This is a genomic window from Microcoleus sp. B3-D7, from assembly GCF_036705305.1.
In the GTDB taxonomy this organism is placed as follows: domain Bacteria; phylum Cyanobacteriota; class Cyanobacteriia; order Cyanobacteriales; family Microcoleaceae; genus Microcoleus.
In genome coordinates this window covers 57833-78633 of record NZ_JAUBUE010000005.1, presented here as the reverse complement: position 1 = coordinate 78633, position 20801 = coordinate 57833, and the positions used below count along the sequence as shown (strand labels likewise).

Genomic DNA, 20801 nt, shown 5'->3' with positions numbered 1-20801 from the left:
ATAATAAACTTGAAATTAACAAGACAATTTTATACAAATTGACTTGGGGTTTCACAGAGACTATCGCGCTAAAAATAATTAGGAAAAAAACTAGAAATTGGTAAGTGGGAAATAGCATAAGTCTCAGCCGATAAAAAATCTTGTTTGTGGCAATATTTTTATAAGTACGGCCAGCCAACCTATCCCGAAGGGAATCGCTAGAGTCGGTCTGAGCGCACCAAATTTCGGGGTGGATAGCGGACTGTAAGCTTTTGTAAGAGGTCAATTAGGCCACAACTTCCGCCCTAGTTAACCGCACTCATAAATTCATAATCCTGTTTAAAGATTATGATGGTTGTGAGACGATGTATTAACGGATAACAACAGGAATCCCCTTGATTGCGAGGAACCAACGTGCAGCCAACAGACCCTAGCAAATTTACAGATCAAGCCTGGGAAGCCATTGTCAAATCCCAGGATGTAGCCCGCCGCTTTGCCAATCAGCAGCTAGAGGTTGAACATTTAGCCATCGCCCTTCTCGAACAGCAAGGCCAGGCAAACAGCATTCTCAGCAAAGCTGGAGTCGATGCCCCCCGCTTGGCCCAGCAGTTAGATGCTTTTGCCAAACGACAGCCCAGAGTTGCCAACGCTGACCAACTATACCTCGGTCGCGGCTTAGAAGTTATGTTAGATGTTGCCGAGGCCACCAGGGCGACTTGGCAAGATAATTTTATCGCCGTTGAACATTTATTAATTGGCTTAGTAGAAGACGAACGAGTCGGTCGCAGGTTACTGACAAAAGGCGACGGCCCGCCGGGCCGCCCCGGTTACGATCGCAAACCCCCAGCCGGTACGCTCGATCGACCAAAACTCGAAGAAGCAATCAAATCTTTCCGCGCCACTGCTAAAGCCCAAGAAAAAAATTCCGAAACAGGGAAAGGCAGCCGCAGCAGCGCTAAAGCCCAAGATCAAGATGGCGAAGCTAACTCCGACGCCCTCAGCAAGTATGGCCGCGATTTGACAGAAGCCGCCAAAGCCGGCAAGCTCGACCCAGTAATCGGCCGCGACGAGGAAATCCGTCGCGTGGTACAAGTTCTTTCTCGCCGTCAAAAAAACAATCCGGTGTTAATTGGCGATCCCGGAGTCGGAAAAACTGCGATCGCCGAAGGTTTAGCCCAGCGAATTGTCAACGGCGACGTACCGGAATCTTTGAAAAATCGCCAGCTATTTAGCCTTGACATGGGCAGTTTAATTGCTGGGGCAAAATTCCGGGGCGAATTTGAAGAACGATTGCGGTCTGTACTGCGGGAAGTCATCGATTCCGACGGGCAAATTGTCCTATTTATTGACGAATTGCACACGGTTGTCGGCACCGGCGGCGGTGGCAGTTCCGGTTCGGGAATGGATGCGGGAAATTTGTTAAAACCAATGTTGGCGAGAGGCGAATTGCGCTGCATCGGCGCTACAACTCTCGACGAATTCCGCAAGAATATTGAAAAAGATCCAGCCCTAGAACGCCGCTTTCAACAAGTATTTGTCGGCGAACCCAGTGTTGAAGATACTGTTTCGATTTTGCGCGGATTGAAAGACCGTTACGAACGCCACCACGGGGTAAAAATTACTGATTCGGCCCTGGTAGCTGCTGCAACTCTGTCTTTCCGCTATATTTCCGATCGCTTTTTGCCGGACAAGGCGATCGACCTGGTAGATGAAGCGGCCGCCCACTTGAAAATGGAGATTACCTCTAAACCTGTGGAATTGGAAGGCATTGACCGCCGGGTGATGCAGTTGGAAATGGAAAAATTGTCGATCGAAGGCGAAGGAAAAGGTGCTCTAGCCCCTGGGCTCGGCTTCCGCGTCGAACGCATCACATCGGAGATTGACATTTTAAAAGTCAAGCAGGAAAAATTGTCCTCTCAGTGGTTGGGCGAAAAGCAGTTGTTGGATGCAATCAATAAATTGAAAGCAGAAGAAGACCAACTGCGAGTCCAAATCGAACAGGCAGAAAGGGCTTACGATTTGAATAAAGCCGCACAGTTAAAGTACGGCAAGCTGGAAACTGCGGTGCGCGATCGCGAAGCGAAAGAAGCGGAACTTTTGAAACAGCAAGCTCAAGGTTCTTCCCTGCTGCGCGAAAAAGTTACTGAGGGCGATATTGCGGAAATTGTCGCTAAATGGACGGGCATTCCGGTTAACCGGTTGTTAGAATCTGAACGCCAAAAATTGCTGCAATTGGAAAAACACTTGCACCAAAAAGTCATCGGTCAAGAGGAAGCTGTAACAGCCGTGGCGGCGGCAATTCGGCGCGCTAGGGCGGGCATGAAAGACCCCGGAAGGCCGATCGGCTCTTTCTTGTTTATGGGCCCCACCGGCGTCGGCAAAACTGAGTTAGCGCGGGCGTTGGCGGAGTTTTTGTTTGACAGCGATGATGCGATCGTCCGCATCGATATGTCGGAATACATGGAGAAACACAGCGTTTCCCGGTTGGTAGGAGCTCCCCCCGGATATGTCGGTTACGATGAAGGGGGACAACTTTCCGAAGCAGTGCGGAGACATCCTTATTCGGTAGTGCTGTTTGATGAAGTGGAAAAAGCGCACCCGGACGTATTTAACATTTTGCTGCAAGTGTTGGATGACGGCAGAATTACCGATTCTCAAGGTCGAGTGGTTGACTTTAGAAATACTGTAATTGTGATGACTAGCAATATCGGCAGCGACCACATTTTAGACGTGTTTACTAAGAAGGAAAAAACCGTCAAAAAACCTGCTAGCAGGAAGCAGGAAACGAAAGATTTGTCAAGTCAAAAGACAGATTATAAAGTGGCTGCCGACGGTACTGTTGAGGTGTCGGCCCAGCGAGTTGATGTTGATAGTGTAACCAAGAGTGAAAACAAGAGTGAAAACAAGAGTGAAAATGAAAATTTATTGACTCAAGAACGGGAGACCGACCAAGAGTACGAACAGATGTTAAAACGGGTAATGACAGCCCTGCGATCGCACTTTCGGCCCGAATTTCTCAATCGAGTGGACGAGATAATTTTGTTCCACACTTTGAGCAAGGTCGAACTGCGGCAAATAGTCAGCATTCAAGTGAAGCGGATCGAGCGGTTGTTGGCCGAGCAAAAAATTACTTTGGAACTGTCGGATGCGGCGAAAAACCATATCACAGATGTCGGTTACGATCCGGTTTACGGCGCTCGTCCCTTGAAACGCGCCATCCAGCGGGAGCTGGAAAACCCGCTGGCAAACAAAATTCTGGAAAATGCCTTTGTGGAGGGTGATACAATTGCGATCGACTGCGAAAATAACACTTTGCAGTTTCGCAAAAAAGATTCTCGCCCAGCGCTAGTCGGTAATAGTTTGTAGTTGCCGAACAGCTAGGAAAAGGCATCCTGCCTGTTCCACAAATAATAAGTCTTCTTGTGGAACAGGCATCCGCCCTGTTATTGAAAATTAGCAACAGGCAAGATGCCTGTTCCACAAACCCTCAATTCTCTTGTGGAACAGGCATCCTGCCTGTTATTGAAAATGGTGAAACCTGTTACTTGATATCAAGAATTCGAGATGGTGCGGCTACCATAGGCATCCATGCTATAGGCAGGAACGCGAACGCTGTAATCCATCTCTGTTGCTGTGATTGCTACAGCCAATTTTTCAAAAGATTCATCGTTCCAATTCCTCTCGTGGATGGGCTTTGACTGTTCCCCGAGGAAATATGCTTGAGTGCCAATTAATGCTGCTGCGACCCAACCGACGATTAAAAGAGAGATTACAATAGCCATATTTGCTTTTTCCTTAACTTTTGTTGCTTTATGTAAACTAATGTAACGAAAATTAGTAATAAACGTCAAGGTACTGTAATGTCGTGGCAACCGTCCGGCAGGTAGTAAATACCGCACCTTTGACGGCAGCGCCAGAGGGGAAGAAGGAGAGAGAGCGAGAGTATGTATGGTGGGCACTACCGCGCATCGGTAGCTAGCACAGTACCCGGATTGTGAACTGTATCCGAAATAGCAAACAGATTGTTGAAATTTTATAGTTAAGAAATTATAAGTTTTGCGTTAATAAATTACGATTAAAAGTCTGCGGCTGGCATGAGGAATAGCGGCCAAATTATAAGTTATGATTTATCAGTTTGGATGGGAACTAACAAATCCCAATTACCAAATTTTAAGTACAAATTACCAATTACCAATCATCGCTACAAATCATGCCAAACTCAATGTTAAATGACGACCCGTTGTGGTTCAAAGACGCGATTATTTACGAAGTACCAGTTCGGGCTTTTGCCGACAGCAATGCAGACGGCATCGGCGACTTTAGAGGGCTGACAGAAAAACTGGATTACCTGCAAAACTTGGGAGTAACAGCAATTTGGGTATTACCATTTTTTCCCTCGCCGCTCCGAGACGACGGCTACGACACATCTCACTATACTACCGTCAACCCGATTTACGGCACATTAGAGGATTTTAAAGACCTTTTAGAAGCAGCGCACCAACGGGGAATTCGGGTCATTATTGAGTTAATTGTTAACCACACTTCCGACCAGCACGCTTGGTTTCAGCGAGCGCGCCGCGCCCCGAAAGGAAGTAACGAAAGAGATTTTTATGTGTGGAGCGACACGCCGGAAAAATATCAAGATGCTCGGATTATTTTCAAAGATTTTGAAACCTCTAATTGGGCTTGGGATGCCGTAGCAAAAGCTTATTACTGGCACCGTTTTTATTCCCACCAACCCGATTTGAATTACGACAATCCGGCCGTCCGCCAAGCCATCTTAGATGTGGTGGATTTCTGGTTGGCACTGGGAGTAGACGGACTGCGAATGGATGCGGTGCCTTACCTGTATGAGCGCGAAGGTACTAACTGCGAAAACCTGCCAGAAACTCACGTATTCCTCAAGCACTTGCGGAAGCACGTAGATGAGAAATTCCCGAACCGGATGCTGCTTGCTGAGGCGAATCAGTGGCCGGAGGATGCGGTTGAATATTACGCTGCTGGGGATGAATGTCACATGAACTTTCATTTTCCGCTGATGCCGCGTTTATTTATGGCTTTGTATATGGAAGATAGCTTCCCAATTAGCGATATTCTCCAGCAAACTCCGCAGATTCCCAATAACTGTCAGTGGGCCTTGTTTTTGCGGAATCACGATGAATTGACGCTGGAAATGGTGAGTGATGAAGACCGAGATTATATGTATCGGGTTTACGCTCAAGACACTCAGGCGAGAATTAATTTGGGCATCCGTCGCCGCTTGGCTCCTTTGATGGGAAATAACCGCCGCCGCATTGAGTTGATGAATGCTTTGCTGCTGTCTCTTCCGGGTACGCCGGTGCTTTACTACGGCGATGAAATTGGCATGGGAGACAATATCTATTTGGGCGATCGCAACGGGGTGAGAACTCCGATGCAGTGGAGTGGCGATCGCAATGCCGGTTTTAGCCGTGCTAACCCGCAGCGACTGTATGCACCGCCAATTGTTGACCCTGAATATCACTACGAATCTGTTAACGTGGACGCGCAGCGGGCGAATCCGAGTTCTCTTTGGTGGTGGATGAAACGCCTGATTGCAATTAGGCAGCGCTTCCAAGCATTCGGCCGCGGAACTTGCGAGTTTCTCTACCCGGAAAACCGCAAAGTTTTAGCTTTTGTACGCACTTATCAAGACGAACACATCCTCGTAGTGGCTAATTTGTCGCGCTTCGTCCAGACGGCAGAATTAGACCTTGCGCCCTTTAAAGGTGCTGTTCCGGTGGAGATTTTCGGCCGCACGGAGTTTCCTGCTGTTGGCGAAGATCCTTACTTTTTGTGCTTGAGTCCTCACACGTTTTACTGGTTTACTCTTACTGTTAAACATGAAGATTTGGCCCTGCACGGTGTTCCCACAGACTTGCCTACTTTGGCGGTGATAGGCAATTGGAAAACTGCTTTTACTACAAGTCAGTTAAGCGATATGCTGCTTAATATTTTGCCGGGATACCTGCGGCGCCATCGCTGGTTTAGCGGTACAGCTCGGACAATTCAATCATTAGAAATAAGTGAGATTGTACCGATTGAATGTAAAGATAGTGCGGGGGAGCAATCTCAAGTTTACATTCTGTTTTTGCAGTTGAATTATACTGAAGGTATGCCGGAAACTTACGTTTTGCCTTTAGGTTGGGAAGAGATTAAAGGCGATGTCGACGATCGGGCGATCGCGCGCCTCCACTTCCCAGAAACCAACAAGGAAGTCGGGGTACTATTTGACGCTGCGGGGGACAAAGGTTTTCTGAGCGCGCTGCTGGGGGCGATCGCCACTTCTCGCAGTTACAGAGGTGCAGCAGGTCAACTGCTAGGAATTGCCGACAGTGCATTCAGCTCCGAACAAGATTTATCGCAGCTCGACCCTCACCTGTTCAAAAAAGAACAAAGCAATACATCCGCAGGTTACGGCGACCGCTTCGTCCTGAAAATATTGCGAAAAGTCGAGGAAGGAATCAACCCCGAATTAGAAATCGGACGCTTTTTAACCCATCTCAACTCGATTCAACACTACGCTCCAATTGCCGGAGCATTGGAATATCACACACCAGGAAAACAAGTCCTTACCGTCGGAATACTGCAAAAATTAATCCCCGACAGCATAGATGCTTGGTCTTATACATTAGACACACTGCGCGACTATTTCGAGCAAGTAATGACCGTAGAAGCAAAGCATTCCGGCGAGAATTTATCTACTGCCCCCGAAAATTATTTACCGAGCGCTTTGACCGGACAAATGCCGCGGAACTCAAACTCGCTAGTAGCGGATTTATCCCTAGAAATTCCTGCATTAGCTCGCGAACTCATCGGCTCTTACTTAGCATCAGCCGAACTTTTAGGTCAGCGGACAGCCGAACTTCACCTCGCTTTAGCTGGTGACACAGAAAATCCCGCTTTTGCCCCAGAAAGCTTCACCTCTTTTTACCAGCGTTCCATCTATCAACACATGAGAAATCTGGCAGGAAGAACTTTGCTGGATCTGAAAAAACGGATGTCCAAACTGCCGCCCGAAATACAAAAATCGGCGCAAAAGCTGCTCAACCGCGAAGATTTGCTCATGGAACGTTTCAAGTCTATTTTGAACTTGAGAATCACGACCGATAGAATTCGCTGTCACGGAGACTTTCATTTCGGGCAAGTTCTTTATACAGGCAAAGACTTCGTAATTATTGATTTCGGAGGAGAACGCGATCGACCCTTAAACGAGCGGCGGATGAAGAGGTCGCCCCTGCGAGATGTTGCGGGAATGCTGCAATCTATAAGTTACGCTGTTACTTTGGCACTCCGCAATGAAGTAGAAAGTGGCATGATTCGCCCTGAAAATCTCCCGGAGATGCAGCAGTGGGCGAACGTTTGGCACCGCTGGGTCAGCCTAACTTTTGTTAAGAGCTATTTGGCAACAGCAGCCGATGCAGATTTCTTGCCCAAATCTATACCGGAACTACAAGTTTTGCTGGATGCTTACATTTTGGAAAAAGCGGTTGGCGAGCTAGCCTACGAACTTAATTACCGCTTGGATTGGGCGCACATTCCGCTTCAGCGGATTGTAGAATTGCTGAATTTATAAGGACGGGTTTATCTATACTCGTTAGGGTGCGTGACTTTCTAGCCACTCAAGTGGCAGCGAGATGCTGGAAAGTCACGCACCTTACATGATACGAAATCTGCTTGAACAACCATTTCCAGCGGCGAATATTAGGTAAGAGTCACAACTGATTCACGTATCTTTGCGATCGCTTTGATAATTTCTTCTCGATTCTTACCTAATTGTATCCATTTGGGAAGTCGAGAGAACAGACTCTGATTCGACCAGCCATAAATTTCATGAGGTTTTCGTTCCCTCAGCTTTGCCCGAACAAAAGCCTCAATAAATTCTAAATGTCGAAGGTTGAAAGCCCAAAGTGTCTTACCGCAACAGGAAGTTTGAAGCCACAGAGGATAGTGGAAGTAGTTATCCTGTGCCTTACTATACCAGCTTTCAATATTCTGTTCAGACCAATCTTTTGAGGAACCACAAGTTGTACAGGAAAATCTGCGAGGAGCAAAGCTATCGACCTTATCAGGATCTATACAACGCACGATCGCACATGAACCACAAAAAGGGCATCTCACCAGAAATTCATTCTGGAATGAGTAGATGTCTTCACGAGTATCTTTAAATCGCTCCATACTTACGATTTTAAATAAAGAGACGTTTGATATAAAACTTGTTCTTGATGCGTTAACAAAGTGCAGTCAGAAAGCGGGTAAGCTACACAAGTAACAGCGTAGCCAGCTTGCAATTCAGACGGCTTCAAAAACTTTTGTTCGCTTTGGTCGATTTCACCGCTCAGCAGTTTGACAACGCAAGCAGAACACTCTCCTTGCTTGCATCCATTCGGCAAGCGGATGCCGGCATCTTCTGCGATATCTAAGATATACTGGTCGTCTGGTACTGCGATCGTGCGATCGAGCGCGAGAGCCTCATTCACCAACCGGACTTGATAAACAGCCATTTCCACCTCTTATATTTGGATTCCTTGTATTCAACCAAAATAGATGATTACAACTTACAGAAAAAATCAAAATGTAGGGTGCCGGCGGAGGATATGCCGCTATACATGATAGCTAAAAAACCCAGTATTTTCAAAACACCGGGTTTTTGAGAAACCACAACCTCGATCGCTATTCTAGACAAGCGCTTCTTGATAATCGAGATTTTCATCTAGATAAATAGCCCGAATATCCTCCGGCAAGTTGGATTCTAAACTTTGATATCCTTTTTGCAGCAAAGCCTTTACCTGAGCGGGGGAAATAGCTTCGCCTTCTGCTTGCAAATAAGCTGCTATTCGAGTTTCGCTCCAGCGGAAAGTCTGAGCCATCAACACCACTAAACGCGGCAGCGGCGCTAACAATTCCAAGGCTTGTTTGACGTAACACCACAGGGGAGGCGGAGCCGACTGCAAAGAATAGTGAATCGACTCAACAGGGGGCAATTCAGCTTGATTTATGCAGACTGCGGTGACATTAATCAGCCAGTTTTGGAGACTGAGATTTCCGCCATCAGACTCTTGGGTTTCGCGGCGCAAATCGAGGCCTCGGAGTTCGTGATAGATGTGCAGCCAAGTGTGGGCAAATAGGTAATCGCCTTGTACGGGCGATCGCACGGAATGGCGAATCAGGGAGTGTACAATTTGAGCGTAGCGGCAAAAAATCGCCGTGAAGAAGCGACCCTGATCGGGATGGTTTTGAAACAGAGTCAATAATTCCTGGTCGCTGTGATGGAACAGGGATTTGACCACAGGATGGTTGAGTTCGGAAAAATTAGGGGTTTGCACAATAGTTATGGAATAGCTTTGAGAATAAATGCTGGTGCAGCCCGATTCTACACGATTTGTCGATCGACATTCCAGAGTTGAGGATCATTTTCTAGCGGTGCGGTGCCCGCAGAGCGCTATTTCTCCCATTTTGTCCCTCTTTCAAGATAATATATACTTTTCACTTGTGCGATCGAGCTTTTCACACATCAGAAAAGTTACGAACAACTCTGGCTATATTACTCCCCATAAAAAAGAACCTTAACCGGAAAAAGGCGGGTCGGTTCATAACAATAAATTAAGAGCGATCGCTTACTTATATCGTTTCCGGTAGCATCAGAATGATACCGAGGACACGGCAGTGCCGTGTCCTGACTGTGGGTAATATTAATTCCGATGCTACCGGAGTTGATATTACTACTATAGATAACCATATCCTCCCCCCCCAGGAGTCTCAATGACAAACACATCCCCAGCCCGCATTTCCACACTCGCCGTACTCCCCAAATCCTCAACTTTTCCATCCACTGTTTCAACATAATTCCGCCCAACTTTCCCCGGTTCCCCCCCATTCAAACCGCAGGGAGAAATCACCCGCCGCCCCGATAAAATTCCCGCCGTCATCGCCTCCCGAAATCGTACTCGCCGCACAACTCCATTACCGCCGCGATGAGATCCATTCCCGCCACTATTAGCCCGAATTGCAAAACTTTCTAACAACACCGGGAACCGCCATTCTAATACTTCTGGGTCAGTTAAACGTGAATTAGTCATGTGAGTTTGCACAGCATCAGTACCGTCAAAATCTGCACCAGCGCCCGAACCGCCGCAAATTGTTTCATAATATTGATAGCGCTGATTTCCAAAGGTAAAATTATTCATAGTTCCTTGAGAAGCAGCCATCACTCCCAACGCGCAATACAAAGCATCGGTAATATTCTGCGAAGTTTCGACATTTCCGGCAACTACCGCCGCTGGATAGCGAGGATTCAGCATACAGCCTTCGGGATTGATGATTTCGAGAGGTTTCAAACAGCCCGCATTTAGAGGAATATCGTCATCTACTAATGTGCGGAAAACATACAAAACAGCCGCTTTGCACACGGCGGCCGGAGCATTAAAATTGTTGGTTTGTTGACCTGAAGTGCCAGTAAAAGCAATTTTTGCACTGCGCGTAGATTTGTCAATTGTAATCCCTACCTTAATTTGTCCGCCACTATCCATCGGATAAGTAAACTCGCCATCTTGCAAAATATCAATTACCCTGCGTACCGACTCTTCCGCATTGTCTTGTACGAAGCCCATATAAGCTTGCACAGTCTCTAAGCCATAATGTTCTACCATCTTGAGCAGCTCTTCTGCGCCGCGCTTGTTAGCAGCAATTTGTGCTTGCAAATCAGCTATATTTTGAGCGGAATTGCGAACCGGAAAATTACCCGCTGTCAGAAGCTCAAGTAATTCTTTTTCTCGAAAATTGCCTTCGCTTACTAACAGGAAATTGTCAAGCAATACACCTTCTTCAGTTACTGTTGTACTGTTAGGAGGCATGGAACCGGGAGTGATGCCGCCGATGTCGGCGTGGTGTCCCCGCGAGGCCACATAAAACAAAGGAAGGGAGGAATCACGATCGAATACTGGAGTAATAACGGTGATATCTGGTAAATGCGTGCCGCCGTTGTAGGGATTGTTAGAAACATAAACATCGCCGGGTTGAATCGAATTGCCTTGTGCTAAAATTAAAGCTTCAACGCTTTCGCTCATCGAACCGAGATGTACGGGAATGTGCGGCGCGTTGGCAACTAATTGGCCGTTTTTGTCGAAAATTGCACAGGAAAAGTCGAGACGTTCCTTGATGTTGACTGAGGAACTTGTGTTTTGCAATGTGACGCCCATTTGTTCCGCGATCGCCCGAAACAAATTATTAAAAATTTCCAGCAAAACTGGATCTGATTTAACCGCAGATAAACGCGAATCAACGCGGATATTATCTGCCTCCATCTGCGTGCCTCTGCGGTTCAAAATTAAATCATTATTTTCGGTGATTTCCCCTTCCCAGCCCGGTTCTATGATATTAGTTCCCGTAGCTTCAACAATCATAGCAGGGCCTTCTATGCAGTCGCCCGATCGCAAATCGTCTCTCTGATAAACAGGCGTTGCCCGCCACCCGCCAGCAACATACATTTGCACCGTTGAAATTGGTGGCACGGGCAAGATGCCCGTGCCACCAGAGGGGGAAATTGTGGATGCTTCCGGCACATCCATTCTTTCTACAACTTCCACCGAAACCGCCTCCACAATCAGCGGTTTTTCGGGCATAATAAAACTGTAACGCTGTCGGTGGGCCGCTTCAAATTCAGCTTGCATAACCTCAATATTGTCAGCAAAATCAACCGCCAAAACCGAGTCACTTCCCTGATATTTTAAGCGCAGCTTCCTAACAACTAAAACCTCAGACTCATTCTCTGCATTCTCTGCGCCTCTGCGGTTCAATTCCCTCTTCCCCTCAGCCTCCAATGCAGTTAAAATATGATGTAAATCAGTAATTAATTCGAGACTTAATTGTTGCTCGATCGCCCTTTCGCGAATAGCCCGCACATCAGCCAAACCCATACCGTAAGCCGACAACACACCCGCATAAGGGTGAATAAATACCCGTTTCATCCCCAAAGCATCCGCGATCGCACAAGCGTGTTGACCGCCCGCACCGCCGAAACAGCACAATGTATACTCCGAAACATCGTAACCGCGCTGAAGCGAGATTTTTTTGACAGCATTTGCCATCTTTTCCACCGCGATCGCCAAAAAACCCTCCGCCACCTCTTCGGCCGTCCTCTCGCCCCCAATTTCCCCCGCTAATTGCCCAAATTTTTGCTTTACTACGTCAGGGGCGATCGGCAAATCTCCATTCAATCCAAATACTTTGGGGAAAAAATCCGGTTGAATTTTCCCCAACATCACATTGCAATCAGTCACCGTCAAGGGGCCGCCTTTGCGATAGCAAGCGGGCCCAGGATTAGCCCCTGCAGACTCCGGTCCGACGCGGTAGCGAGCCCCGTCAAAAAAGACAATTGAACCGCCGCCGGCTGCTACAGTGTGAATTGCCATCACGGGCGATCGCAATCTCACCCCAGCAATTTCCGTCTCAAATTCGCGTTCGTATTCGCCGTTAAAATGGGCAACATCTGTCGAAGTTCCGCCCATATCAAAGGTAATAATTTTATCAAAACCTGCCTTTTTGCTCGTTTGAACTGCACCGACAATTCCCCCAGCAGGCCCGGATAAAATACTGTTTTTTCCTTGAAATTGTGCCGCGTCCACTAAGCCGCCGTTCGATTGCATAAACATTAATTTAGGGGACGCTGCCCCGGTGCCCGCCCCAACAGCCTCGTTCCCAGGCTGTGCCTGAGAACCCATATCCAGAGGCTCTGCCTCTCTTAATTGACTGGTTACTTGTTCGACATAACGCCGCAAAATCGGAGATAAATAAGCATCGACAACCGCAGTATCTCCCCGCGAAACTAATTTCATCAGCGGGCTAACTTCGTGAGATACTGAAATTTGAGTAAAGCCAATTTCTTTCGCTATTTTAGCAACTTGTTGTTCGTGTTCCGAGTAGCGGTGGCCGTGCATAAATACGATCGCACAACTGCGAATTCCCTCATCGTATGCTTGCTGCAAAGACGGGATAAACTCGGGATTGACAGCAGTTAACTCCTCACCTTGAGCGCTGTAGCGTTCCGCAACTTCAATAACTCGATCGTAGAGCATCTGGGGCAAAACAATGTGACGGGCGAAAATATTCGGGCGGTTTTGATAGCCAATTCTCAGCGCATCGCCGAAACCTTTAGTAATTAACAGAATTGTGCGATCGCCCTTTCGTTCCAGCAAAGCATTTGTCGCCACCGTCGTCCCCATTTTAATCGCTTCAATTTCGGCGGCGGGTATCGCTGCGCCGGCGGGAATTCTCAAAATATCGCGAATTCCTTGAACTGCGGCGTCGGTGTAGCGTTCTGGGTTTTCCGATAGCAGCTTGTGAATGACTAACTTACCGTCGGGGCTCTTGGCGACAATATCAGTAAAAGTGCCACCGCGATCGATCCAAAATTGCCAGCGAGTGCGATCGGGATAATTAGGATTCATATCTCTTTTTTTTGATATTTTTGCTTGATTAATTTACAATTATTGACCCAACTTCTGTTCGAGTCAATTCATAAAACTCATAACTTCGGTTCATAAAAGTCATAATTTATGGTCGCTCAAACTAGCAGGGGCTCGCTCGCGTTAATTATAGATGTCGAATGCCCTTGACTAACCCCTGACAAACACCAGCCAGAAAATCCAAATCCAAAGTCTCAATCCTATCACTTTCTCGATGATAATGCGGATTTCGCATATTAGCAGTATCAGTCACCATAATAGCCGGATAACCATTATCCCAAAAAGGAACATGATCGCTGCGACGAGTATCCGGCACAATTAAACCTCGATTCGGCACCGGCAGCCACTCGCAGGGCTGACCAGATTTGCGAATTTTGCCACTCAAATTAATCAAATCGGGAACGGTCTGCAAAGTGCCAATTAAAGCAATAAAATTGCCACTATTTGGATAAAAATATTTCAAGCCAGCGGGATAGGTTTGAGAATTAGGATTGTGGTTGCAATAACCCAACATCTCCAAAGAAATCATTAACCGGATTGACTCTTGCTGTTGCTTGTATTTAGCTGCATGATGACTGCTTCCCAAATAACCGTATTCTTCCATATCGAAGGCGACTAATTGCACTGGATATTTGAGCGGCCCAGATGCGATATCCCTTGCGAGTTCCAGCAAAACAGCCACACCAGTAGCATTATCATCGGCCCCAGGCGATCCGGGTACAGTATCGTAATGAGCACCAATTACGATCGGCGGCAACCGCTTTTTAATCTGCTTTTCAATACCTAGATTGTCTTGCTTCCCCCCCGAAGCTGCGGGTGATTCTTCTTGCTTCCCCCCCTTAGCAAGGGGGGGACTGAGGGGGGGTAAATCCAAAATCAAATTGTGATGAATTCGGCCGCGCACGGAAAAATCGTCAATTTCTACAGTCCCCCACTGTGCCAACTGTTCGCGGATGTATTGCTGAGCATAAAAATGCCCTTCGGATGCGAGGTATGGATTGCGATCGCGTACAATTTGAATCAGATGGCTGTGCAGGCGTTCCTTGAGATCCATGCGATCGGAGATACAATGAGTACACTAAGATTATATGGGATTGAATTATGATTGGAGAAGTCAGAATCGAAAATTATAAGTCCATTCAAAAGCTGAAGCTAGAATTAGGACGAGTCACCGTATTGATTGGTGAAAATGGTTGTGGCAAGAGCAATATTCTAGAGGCGATCGCCCTGGCTTCTGCGGCTGCTGATGACAAGCTGGATAACGAGTTTTTAGCTTCTCGGGGCATCAGAGTTACAGAACCTCAATTTATGCGATCGGCTTTTGAAATTGACAATTTGATTAAAGATATCAAAATTGATCTTAAAGAAAATGATGGAGAAAAATTTAGTTGTATTTTACATAATGACAACTCTCCCTATTCTCAATGGGTTAATAAAAACATCGTGAGCGCTCCAGAATTTTATTTGAAAAATGTTGCTCCCAACTCAGGTACAGCCGAAGATATTATATTATTTAATAAAATTGCACAAGAGGTTGCTGAAAGATCAAAAAAACAAACATTTCAAAAAAAAATAAATGAAATTTTAAAGATGGCACCCTTAGAAAGAGAAAATTTCAGTATAGAAGAAGTGGAAAAAAATATTGCATTAGTATTAAAAATATTGTTGAACAATTCTTTTTATCATTCTAAATTAATTAAATTTACAATTTACTCTCCTGAAAACCACGCCTTACGAACTTTTGAAAAAGAAGGACAAATTCAACCATTAGGTATTAATGGTGAAGGCTTGTTTAAACTTATAAAGTTTTTGAACTCAGAAACAAACCAAGATAAACTCAATCAAATTAAAGAAAAGTTGCGATTAATAGATTGGTTTAGAGATTTTGAAGTGCCTGAAGATTTATCACCCCTGCAAAGTTCTCTCCAAATAAAAGATAAATATTTAGATACAGATTTAACTTACTTCGACCAAAAAAGCTCTAATGAAGGCTTTTTATTTTTACTCTTTTACTTTGCCTTGTTCATTAGCGATCTCACTCCTAAATTTTTTGCAATAGATAACATTGATGCTTCTCTCAACCCCCGATTGTGTCGCAGATTAATGCAAGAATTAGTCGAATTAGCAAAAAAACCAGACAAACAAGTTATATTTACAACCCACAACCCGGCTGTTTTGGACGGTTTAGATTTAGATGATGAGGAACAGCGGCTGTTTGTCATTTATCGAAACCAATTAGGACATACTAAAGCTAGACGCATTCTCAAACCTAAAACTATCGATGGACAGGAACCTGTAAAATTATCAGAGGCTTTTTTGAGGGGCTATATCGGAGGACTTCCTAAGAATTTTTAATATGACTAATTTTGGATTAATTACAGAGGGATTAACTGACCAGATTGTTATTGAAAGTATTTTAGCAGGATATTTCAATAACCCGGATATAGATATTAGACCCCTTCAACCAGAAAGAGATAAAGATAATGAGAATAAATCTCATAGCTATGGAGGTTGGAGTCAAGTTTTTGCTTACTGCGAGTCAAATAACTTTAAGGAAGCATTTCAATTTATCGATTATATTATTATCCAAATAGATACTGATGTTTCAGAAGATTATAATATCGCCAAGCAAGATGAAAATGGTGAGTGGACTCCTCGGCAGTTGATTGAAAAAGTCATAGATAAGTTTAAAAGTTTGATAGGGGAAGATTTTTACACCAAATACGAACATCGGATCGTATTTGCCATATCAGTACATTCTATTGAGTGCTGGTTGCTGCCGTTGTACTATACAGATAAGAAAAAAGCTAAGTTGATAAATTGTCTGGATACGTTAAACCACCAACTTAGAAAAGATGGTTTTACAATCGATCGCAATGCTAAAAATCCTGACTACTATCGACAAATAGCCCGCAAATATTGCAAGCAGAAGGTTTTAATAGCCAGTTACCCAGACAATCCTAGTTTCAAATTCTTTATAGAAGAAATTGAGGACCGAAATATTGCTGTAGAACCCGACGAGGATTTTTAATGTAAATTAAGCTGTTTTGCTGGACACAGTTAATTGCGTCGGGAACCCAATCTCAATCTAAACTTCTGATTCCAATTCGCTAACCCGCAACTGCACGGGTAATTCTACAGAATTCAACTCAGACGGCTCTAACAATCCTGTTGCTTCTACTTCTGCACTCGCTTCGCCGTGCCGCACTTTTCGCAATTTCTCACCCAAAGTATCCCGCTGATTAATCAAATAAATACTCACCAAAGTCAGCCCAACTCCCATCGATTGCAGCGGATTGAGGACTTCGCCCAAAAACAAATTGCCGAACAGCAAAGCAAAAACAGGCGTAAGAAAGGTAAGAGAACTTAAACTGGTTAGACTGCCGGTAGAAGCAAAATAAAAGAACAAACCGTAGGCGATCGCACTTCCGAACACAGTAGAATAACCTAACGCCATCCAGCCGGAAAAATCGATATTCACAAACTGCTCAGACTCAGTTGCAGCCGAAATTGCCAACAGCGGCAAACCGCCCAAAATCATGTGCCAGCCCGTCGCCACCACCGGGTCAACATAACGGCAAACCCAGCGCACCAAAACCGTACCCACAGCCATCGACAAAGCCGCCAACAGCATCAACCATTCTCCACCCTGAAACAACTGTTCGATACCCCCAGAAACCTGCCTGTTTTCAGGATGAAAAAGCCCCAAAATCCAGCCATCCGGCAACCCGATCAAACTGATGCCCGCAACGCCAATAACTAATCCCAACCAGCCCCAAAAACCAATTTTTTCTTGAAACAGCCACAAACACAAAATCGCCACAGCTAGCGGCTGAGAATCAATCATCACCGAACCCAAACCCGCACCGGTTCTCGCCAAACCTTCAGCTAAAAAGCCTTGAAACAAAGTAGCGTCAACCAAAGCAAACAGCGAAATCCACAGCCAAGCTTTCCAACCCTGCGGCTGCGCTTTTCCCATCAGCGCCGCCGCCAGCAGCACCAACGCACCCGCAGGTATCAAACGCACGACAGCCACAAACAGCGGCGTTGTGTGCGGCATCACCCCCTTCATCGCTACCATCGCGGTTCCCCACAGGAAAAACGGCGCAATTAGCAACAGCGGGGCAAAAGGCAATTTTGAATCGGTAAGTTTTAACTGCATGGCGGAGACTCCAAATAATTGATGAGAGTGGCTCTCACGAGAATGATGTAGATTTGTTAAGCATTTTTTACAATTATATATTGGTGTTGAGTTAAATGCGATCGCACCAACCTCGGCCATTATGAACAGGCAAGATGCCTGTTCCACCTTGATTTTGTTGTGGAACAGGCATCTTGCCTGTTGCGGCAATTATGAACAGGCAAGATGCCTGTTCCACAATCGAGAATTTTCTTGTGCAACAGGCACCTTGCCTGTTGCGAACACAAGCACAACATCTACCCCGATGAATAAGGCACACTATAAGAAGTTAGCTACAAAAATCCGTAACATTGCCTGTACACTGCCCATGATTTGGCCATTCAAGCCCCGCTACCGCAAACAAATCGCCCGTATCGAAATCACCGGAGCCATTGCCGGAGAAACCCGTAAACGAGTGCTAGAAGCTCTCAAAACCGTAGAAGAACGTAAATTTCCCGCCTTGCTGCTGCGGATAGACAGCCCCGGCGGCACTGTGGGCGATTCCCAGGAAATTTACAGCGCGCTCAAGCGTTTGCGCGAAAAAGTCAAAATTGTCGCCAGTTTCGGCAATATTTCAGCTTCTGGCGGAGTTTACATCGGCATGGGAGCCGAGCATATCGTTGCTAATCCCGGTACAATTACTGGCAGCATTGGCGTGATTATCCGGGGCAACAATATAGAACGCCTGTTAGAAAAAGTAGGCGTTTCTTTTGAGGTGATTAAATCTGGCCCGTATAAAGATATCTTGGCATTCGATCGAGGATTGACCGATCCGGAACAGCAAATTCTGCAAGACTTGATCGACACCAGCTACCAGCAATTCGTGGAAACCGTTGCTGAAGCCCGGAACTTGGCTGTTGATAAAGTAAAAAGTTTTGCCGACGGTCGGGTTTTTACCGGCCAGCAAGCCTTAGAATTGGGTTTGGTCGATCGACTGGGAACAGAAGAGGACGCTCGTCGCCTTGCAGCCGAACTCGCAGGCCTCGACCCGGAAAAAACCGAGTCTTGCACCCTAGAAAAACAAAAACCTTTCCTAAATCGCGTCTTGGGGAGTAGTCTGGATATATCCGGGCTTTCAGCTTACAATAATGTGCTGGAATTCGAGCTTTCTACTAGCGGTTTGCCGCTGTGGATGTATCGCCCGTGATTAAATAAATTAGTCATTGGTCAGGAGTCAGTAGTCATTAGTTACTCCCTGGATGATTGGGCGATTGAAATCTGTTGACCTCAAACTCAAATGTGGTGCTTCGCCCGTCATAAGCGCTTCGCGCTGGCTTCGCCTACGAGTTTGAGGTCAAACTACACAAACGAACTCCACTCAAGGGCGGACTAAGAAATAAAGTGGGTATTTAAGCCTAATTTAGTATAACTACTTATTAGTGACTAATCACTAACGACTAATGACTAATGAGCGATAACAACTGACAAAAAATGGAGGAAATTTGCGTGGAGTGGCAAGTGCGGGCGATTCGCGGGGCAACAACTGCCAGCGAGAATTCGGTGGAAGCAATTCGAGAAGCCGTAAGAGAATTGTTAGATGAATTAGAAGCAAAAAATGATATAAATCCAGAATTAATTATTAGTGCTACGTTTTCTGCTACTCGCGATTTAGATGCTGTGTTTCCGGCCGCGATCGCCCGCGAACGTCCTCACTGGTGTAATGTTCCTTTGTTGGACGTACAGCAAATGCACGTTGAGGGTGCTTTGGAACGCTGCATCCGGTTTTTAATTCACGTCAATTGGCCGGCACATACTGAAATTTATCATCCTTATTTGCGGGGAGCTCAAAATTTGCGCCCCGATAGGAATTTAGCAGTGGCGGTGGTTGGAGAAAAATAATAGATTCACTTTGGGCTTGATTTAAAAGTTAACTCACCATTACAGGTGGGTTTATTTTTTACGGGACTTGATACAGTTCAAAACCTGCCCTGGGAATATATGGTTAAAAGCTTTTATTATAAAAAAAACCCGGTTTCTTTGAGAAGCCGGGTTTTTTGTCAATCAGACGCTTTCTTGTGATGCAGCCTAATCCCTAAAAAGATGTCATATATAAAATTCCAAAAGTCCTTTTTGCCTTCCAATATTCCCAAACTTTGAGGGGAACCTTTCTCATCCAACAGCGGCTTCACAGCCTCATAAGCAGGCTTGTAATTGTACCAAGGAATCGAAGGCCACAAGTGATGGATCAGATGATAATTCTGCCCCAAAATCAAGATATTTAGAAGAGGACTAGGATATACTCTGGCATTTTTCCAACGATCGCGATCGTGAAACGGACGGTGCGGCAAATAATCAAAAAATAACCCCAAGGCTAATCCCACCACCATAGCAGGACAAAACCAGAAATTCAGCACGTAACCTAAATGGTCGTACTGAATCGAGATATACACGATCGCGATCACAAACAAACGGCTGAGAAACCATTCCAATAATTCGTATTTCCGCCACAGTTTGCGCTTAAAAAAGAAAATCTCGTGGTAAAAAAACCTCGCAGCAATCAACCACAAAGGCCCGCCGGTCGAAACATAATGGTCTGGATCGTTATCTGGATCATTAACGTGGGCGTGATGCTGCATATGTACCCGCGTAAACACCGGGAAAGCAAAACCCAACATCAGCGCGCTACCGTGTCCCAAAATAGCATTAACTGTGCGATCGCGATGGGCCGCATTATGAGACGCATCGTGAATCACAGTTCCAGCCATGTGCAAAGCCAACACGTTCAGCGTAAAACAGCACCACTGCGGCCATCCCCAACACCAGAAACCCAAGTTAGAAATCACGATAATCGCTACTGCACTCAAAAATAGCAGCAGTGTCGGATTAAAGTCACCGGGAGGACTCAGAAACTCTTTCGGCACTGTCAGCGGCCGTCCTGCCTCCGACATCTTTGTTAAGACTCCTTAATATTTCACACTTGCGTAGTATAAGATACAAGCCGGACAATAGTAAAGTTTTATGAAAGAACAGAGTCCGATCGCCCGAAACTAGCGTCTGAACAAACAGCAAAGTATTGCTGTCGTACAAGGATAGCAGTCCTAAATTACCCAAAAGATCTCAGCAGAAGAAACAAAATCAATGGGTATGTCTGTATTTATGTCAAGCCGGAGAGGGGAAAAATTTGCAAAAAAGGGCGCTCCCCAAGAAAAGATTACCGATCG

13 protein-coding genes are annotated in these 20801 nt (G+C 45.8%); 6 read left to right on the top strand and 7 right to left on the bottom strand.

The genetic code is table 11. From position 1 onward, the window contains the following. The first annotated feature begins 393 nt into the window (after positions 1-393). A complete protein-coding gene (locus QUB25_RS05860; protein ID WP_333182351.1) occupies positions 394-3345 on the top strand; it encodes an AAA family ATPase in 2952 nt (983 codons plus the stop codon). Between the two features lie 185 nt (positions 3346-3530). Here the strand turns inward: QUB25_RS05860 and QUB25_RS05855 are convergent, their stop codons facing one another. After that, positions 3531-3761: a photosystem II protein, Psb35-related gene (locus QUB25_RS05855; protein WP_333037381.1), complete on the bottom strand. Its 231-nt coding sequence runs from the start codon at positions 3759-3761 to the stop codon at positions 3531-3533. 440 nt (positions 3762-4201) lie between these two features. Between QUB25_RS05855 and treS the strand changes: the two genes are divergently transcribed. After that, on the top strand, positions 4202-7573 hold the full coding sequence (gene treS / locus QUB25_RS05850; protein ID WP_333182350.1) for a maltose alpha-D-glucosyltransferase: 3372 nt from the start codon (positions 4202-4204) through the stop codon (positions 7571-7573). A 604-nt stretch (positions 7574-8177) separates the two neighbouring features. On the opposite strand, the gene QUB25_RS05845 is transcribed toward treS, so the two are convergent. From QUB25_RS05845 to QUB25_RS05830, 4 genes are all read right to left on the bottom strand, one after another. After that, positions 8178-8501, bottom strand: coding sequence for a 2Fe-2S iron-sulfur cluster-binding protein (locus QUB25_RS05845; protein WP_333060701.1), 324 nt, complete (start codon positions 8499-8501; stop codon positions 8178-8180). Positions 8502-8675: 174 nt separating this feature from the next. Further along, entirely contained in the window at positions 8676-9323 is a 648-nt protein-coding gene (locus QUB25_RS05840) for a sigma-70 family RNA polymerase sigma factor (protein ID WP_333060700.1), read from the bottom strand. Positions 9324-9722: 399 nt separating this feature from the next. Then, the gene (locus QUB25_RS05835; RefSeq protein ID WP_333182349.1) at positions 9723-13442 is read right to left on the bottom strand and encodes a hydantoinase B/oxoprolinase family protein; all 3720 of its coding nucleotides are present in this window, start codon (positions 13440-13442) and stop codon (positions 9723-9725) included. A gap of 145 nt (positions 13443-13587) precedes the next feature. Beyond that, positions 13588-14514: a M28 family peptidase gene (locus QUB25_RS05830; RefSeq protein WP_333182348.1), complete on the bottom strand. Its 927-nt coding sequence runs from the start codon at positions 14512-14514 to the stop codon at positions 13588-13590. 47 nt (positions 14515-14561) lie between these two features. On the opposite strand from QUB25_RS05830, the gene QUB25_RS05825 reads away from it, so the two are divergent. Then, the gene (locus QUB25_RS05825; protein WP_333182347.1) at positions 14562-15815 is read left to right on the top strand and encodes an AAA family ATPase; all 1254 of its coding nucleotides are present in this window, start codon (positions 14562-14564) and stop codon (positions 15813-15815) included. Between the two features lies 1 nt (position 15816). Then, entirely contained in the window at positions 15817-16491 is a 675-nt protein-coding gene (locus QUB25_RS05820) for a phage tail protein (protein ID WP_333182346.1), read from the top strand. Between the two features lie 57 nt (positions 16492-16548). Here QUB25_RS05820 and QUB25_RS05815 read toward each other — a convergent pair whose 3' ends face one another. Then, a complete protein-coding gene (locus QUB25_RS05815; protein WP_333182345.1) occupies positions 16549-17622 on the bottom strand; it encodes a DMT family transporter in 1074 nt (357 codons plus the stop codon). Between the two features lie 346 nt (positions 17623-17968). On the opposite strand from QUB25_RS05815, the gene sppA reads away from it, so the two are divergent. Both sppA and aroH read left to right on the top strand, forming a co-directional pair. Next, positions 17969-18787 (top strand): signal peptide peptidase SppA, encoded by an 819-nt coding sequence (sppA, locus tag QUB25_RS05810; RefSeq protein ID WP_333060718.1) that lies wholly within the window; start codon positions 17969-17971, stop codon positions 18785-18787. A gap of 284 nt (positions 18788-19071) precedes the next feature. After that, positions 19072-19479, top strand: a complete 408-nt coding sequence (gene aroH, locus QUB25_RS05805) for a chorismate mutase (protein ID WP_333060692.1) — start codon at positions 19072-19074, stop codon at positions 19477-19479. Between the two features lie 158 nt (positions 19480-19637). On the opposite strand, the gene crtR is transcribed toward aroH, so the two are convergent. Further along, positions 19638-20528: a beta-carotene hydroxylase gene (crtR, locus tag QUB25_RS05800; protein WP_333060691.1), complete on the bottom strand. Its 891-nt coding sequence runs from the start codon at positions 20526-20528 to the stop codon at positions 19638-19640. Positions 20529-20801 lie beyond the last annotated feature (273 nt).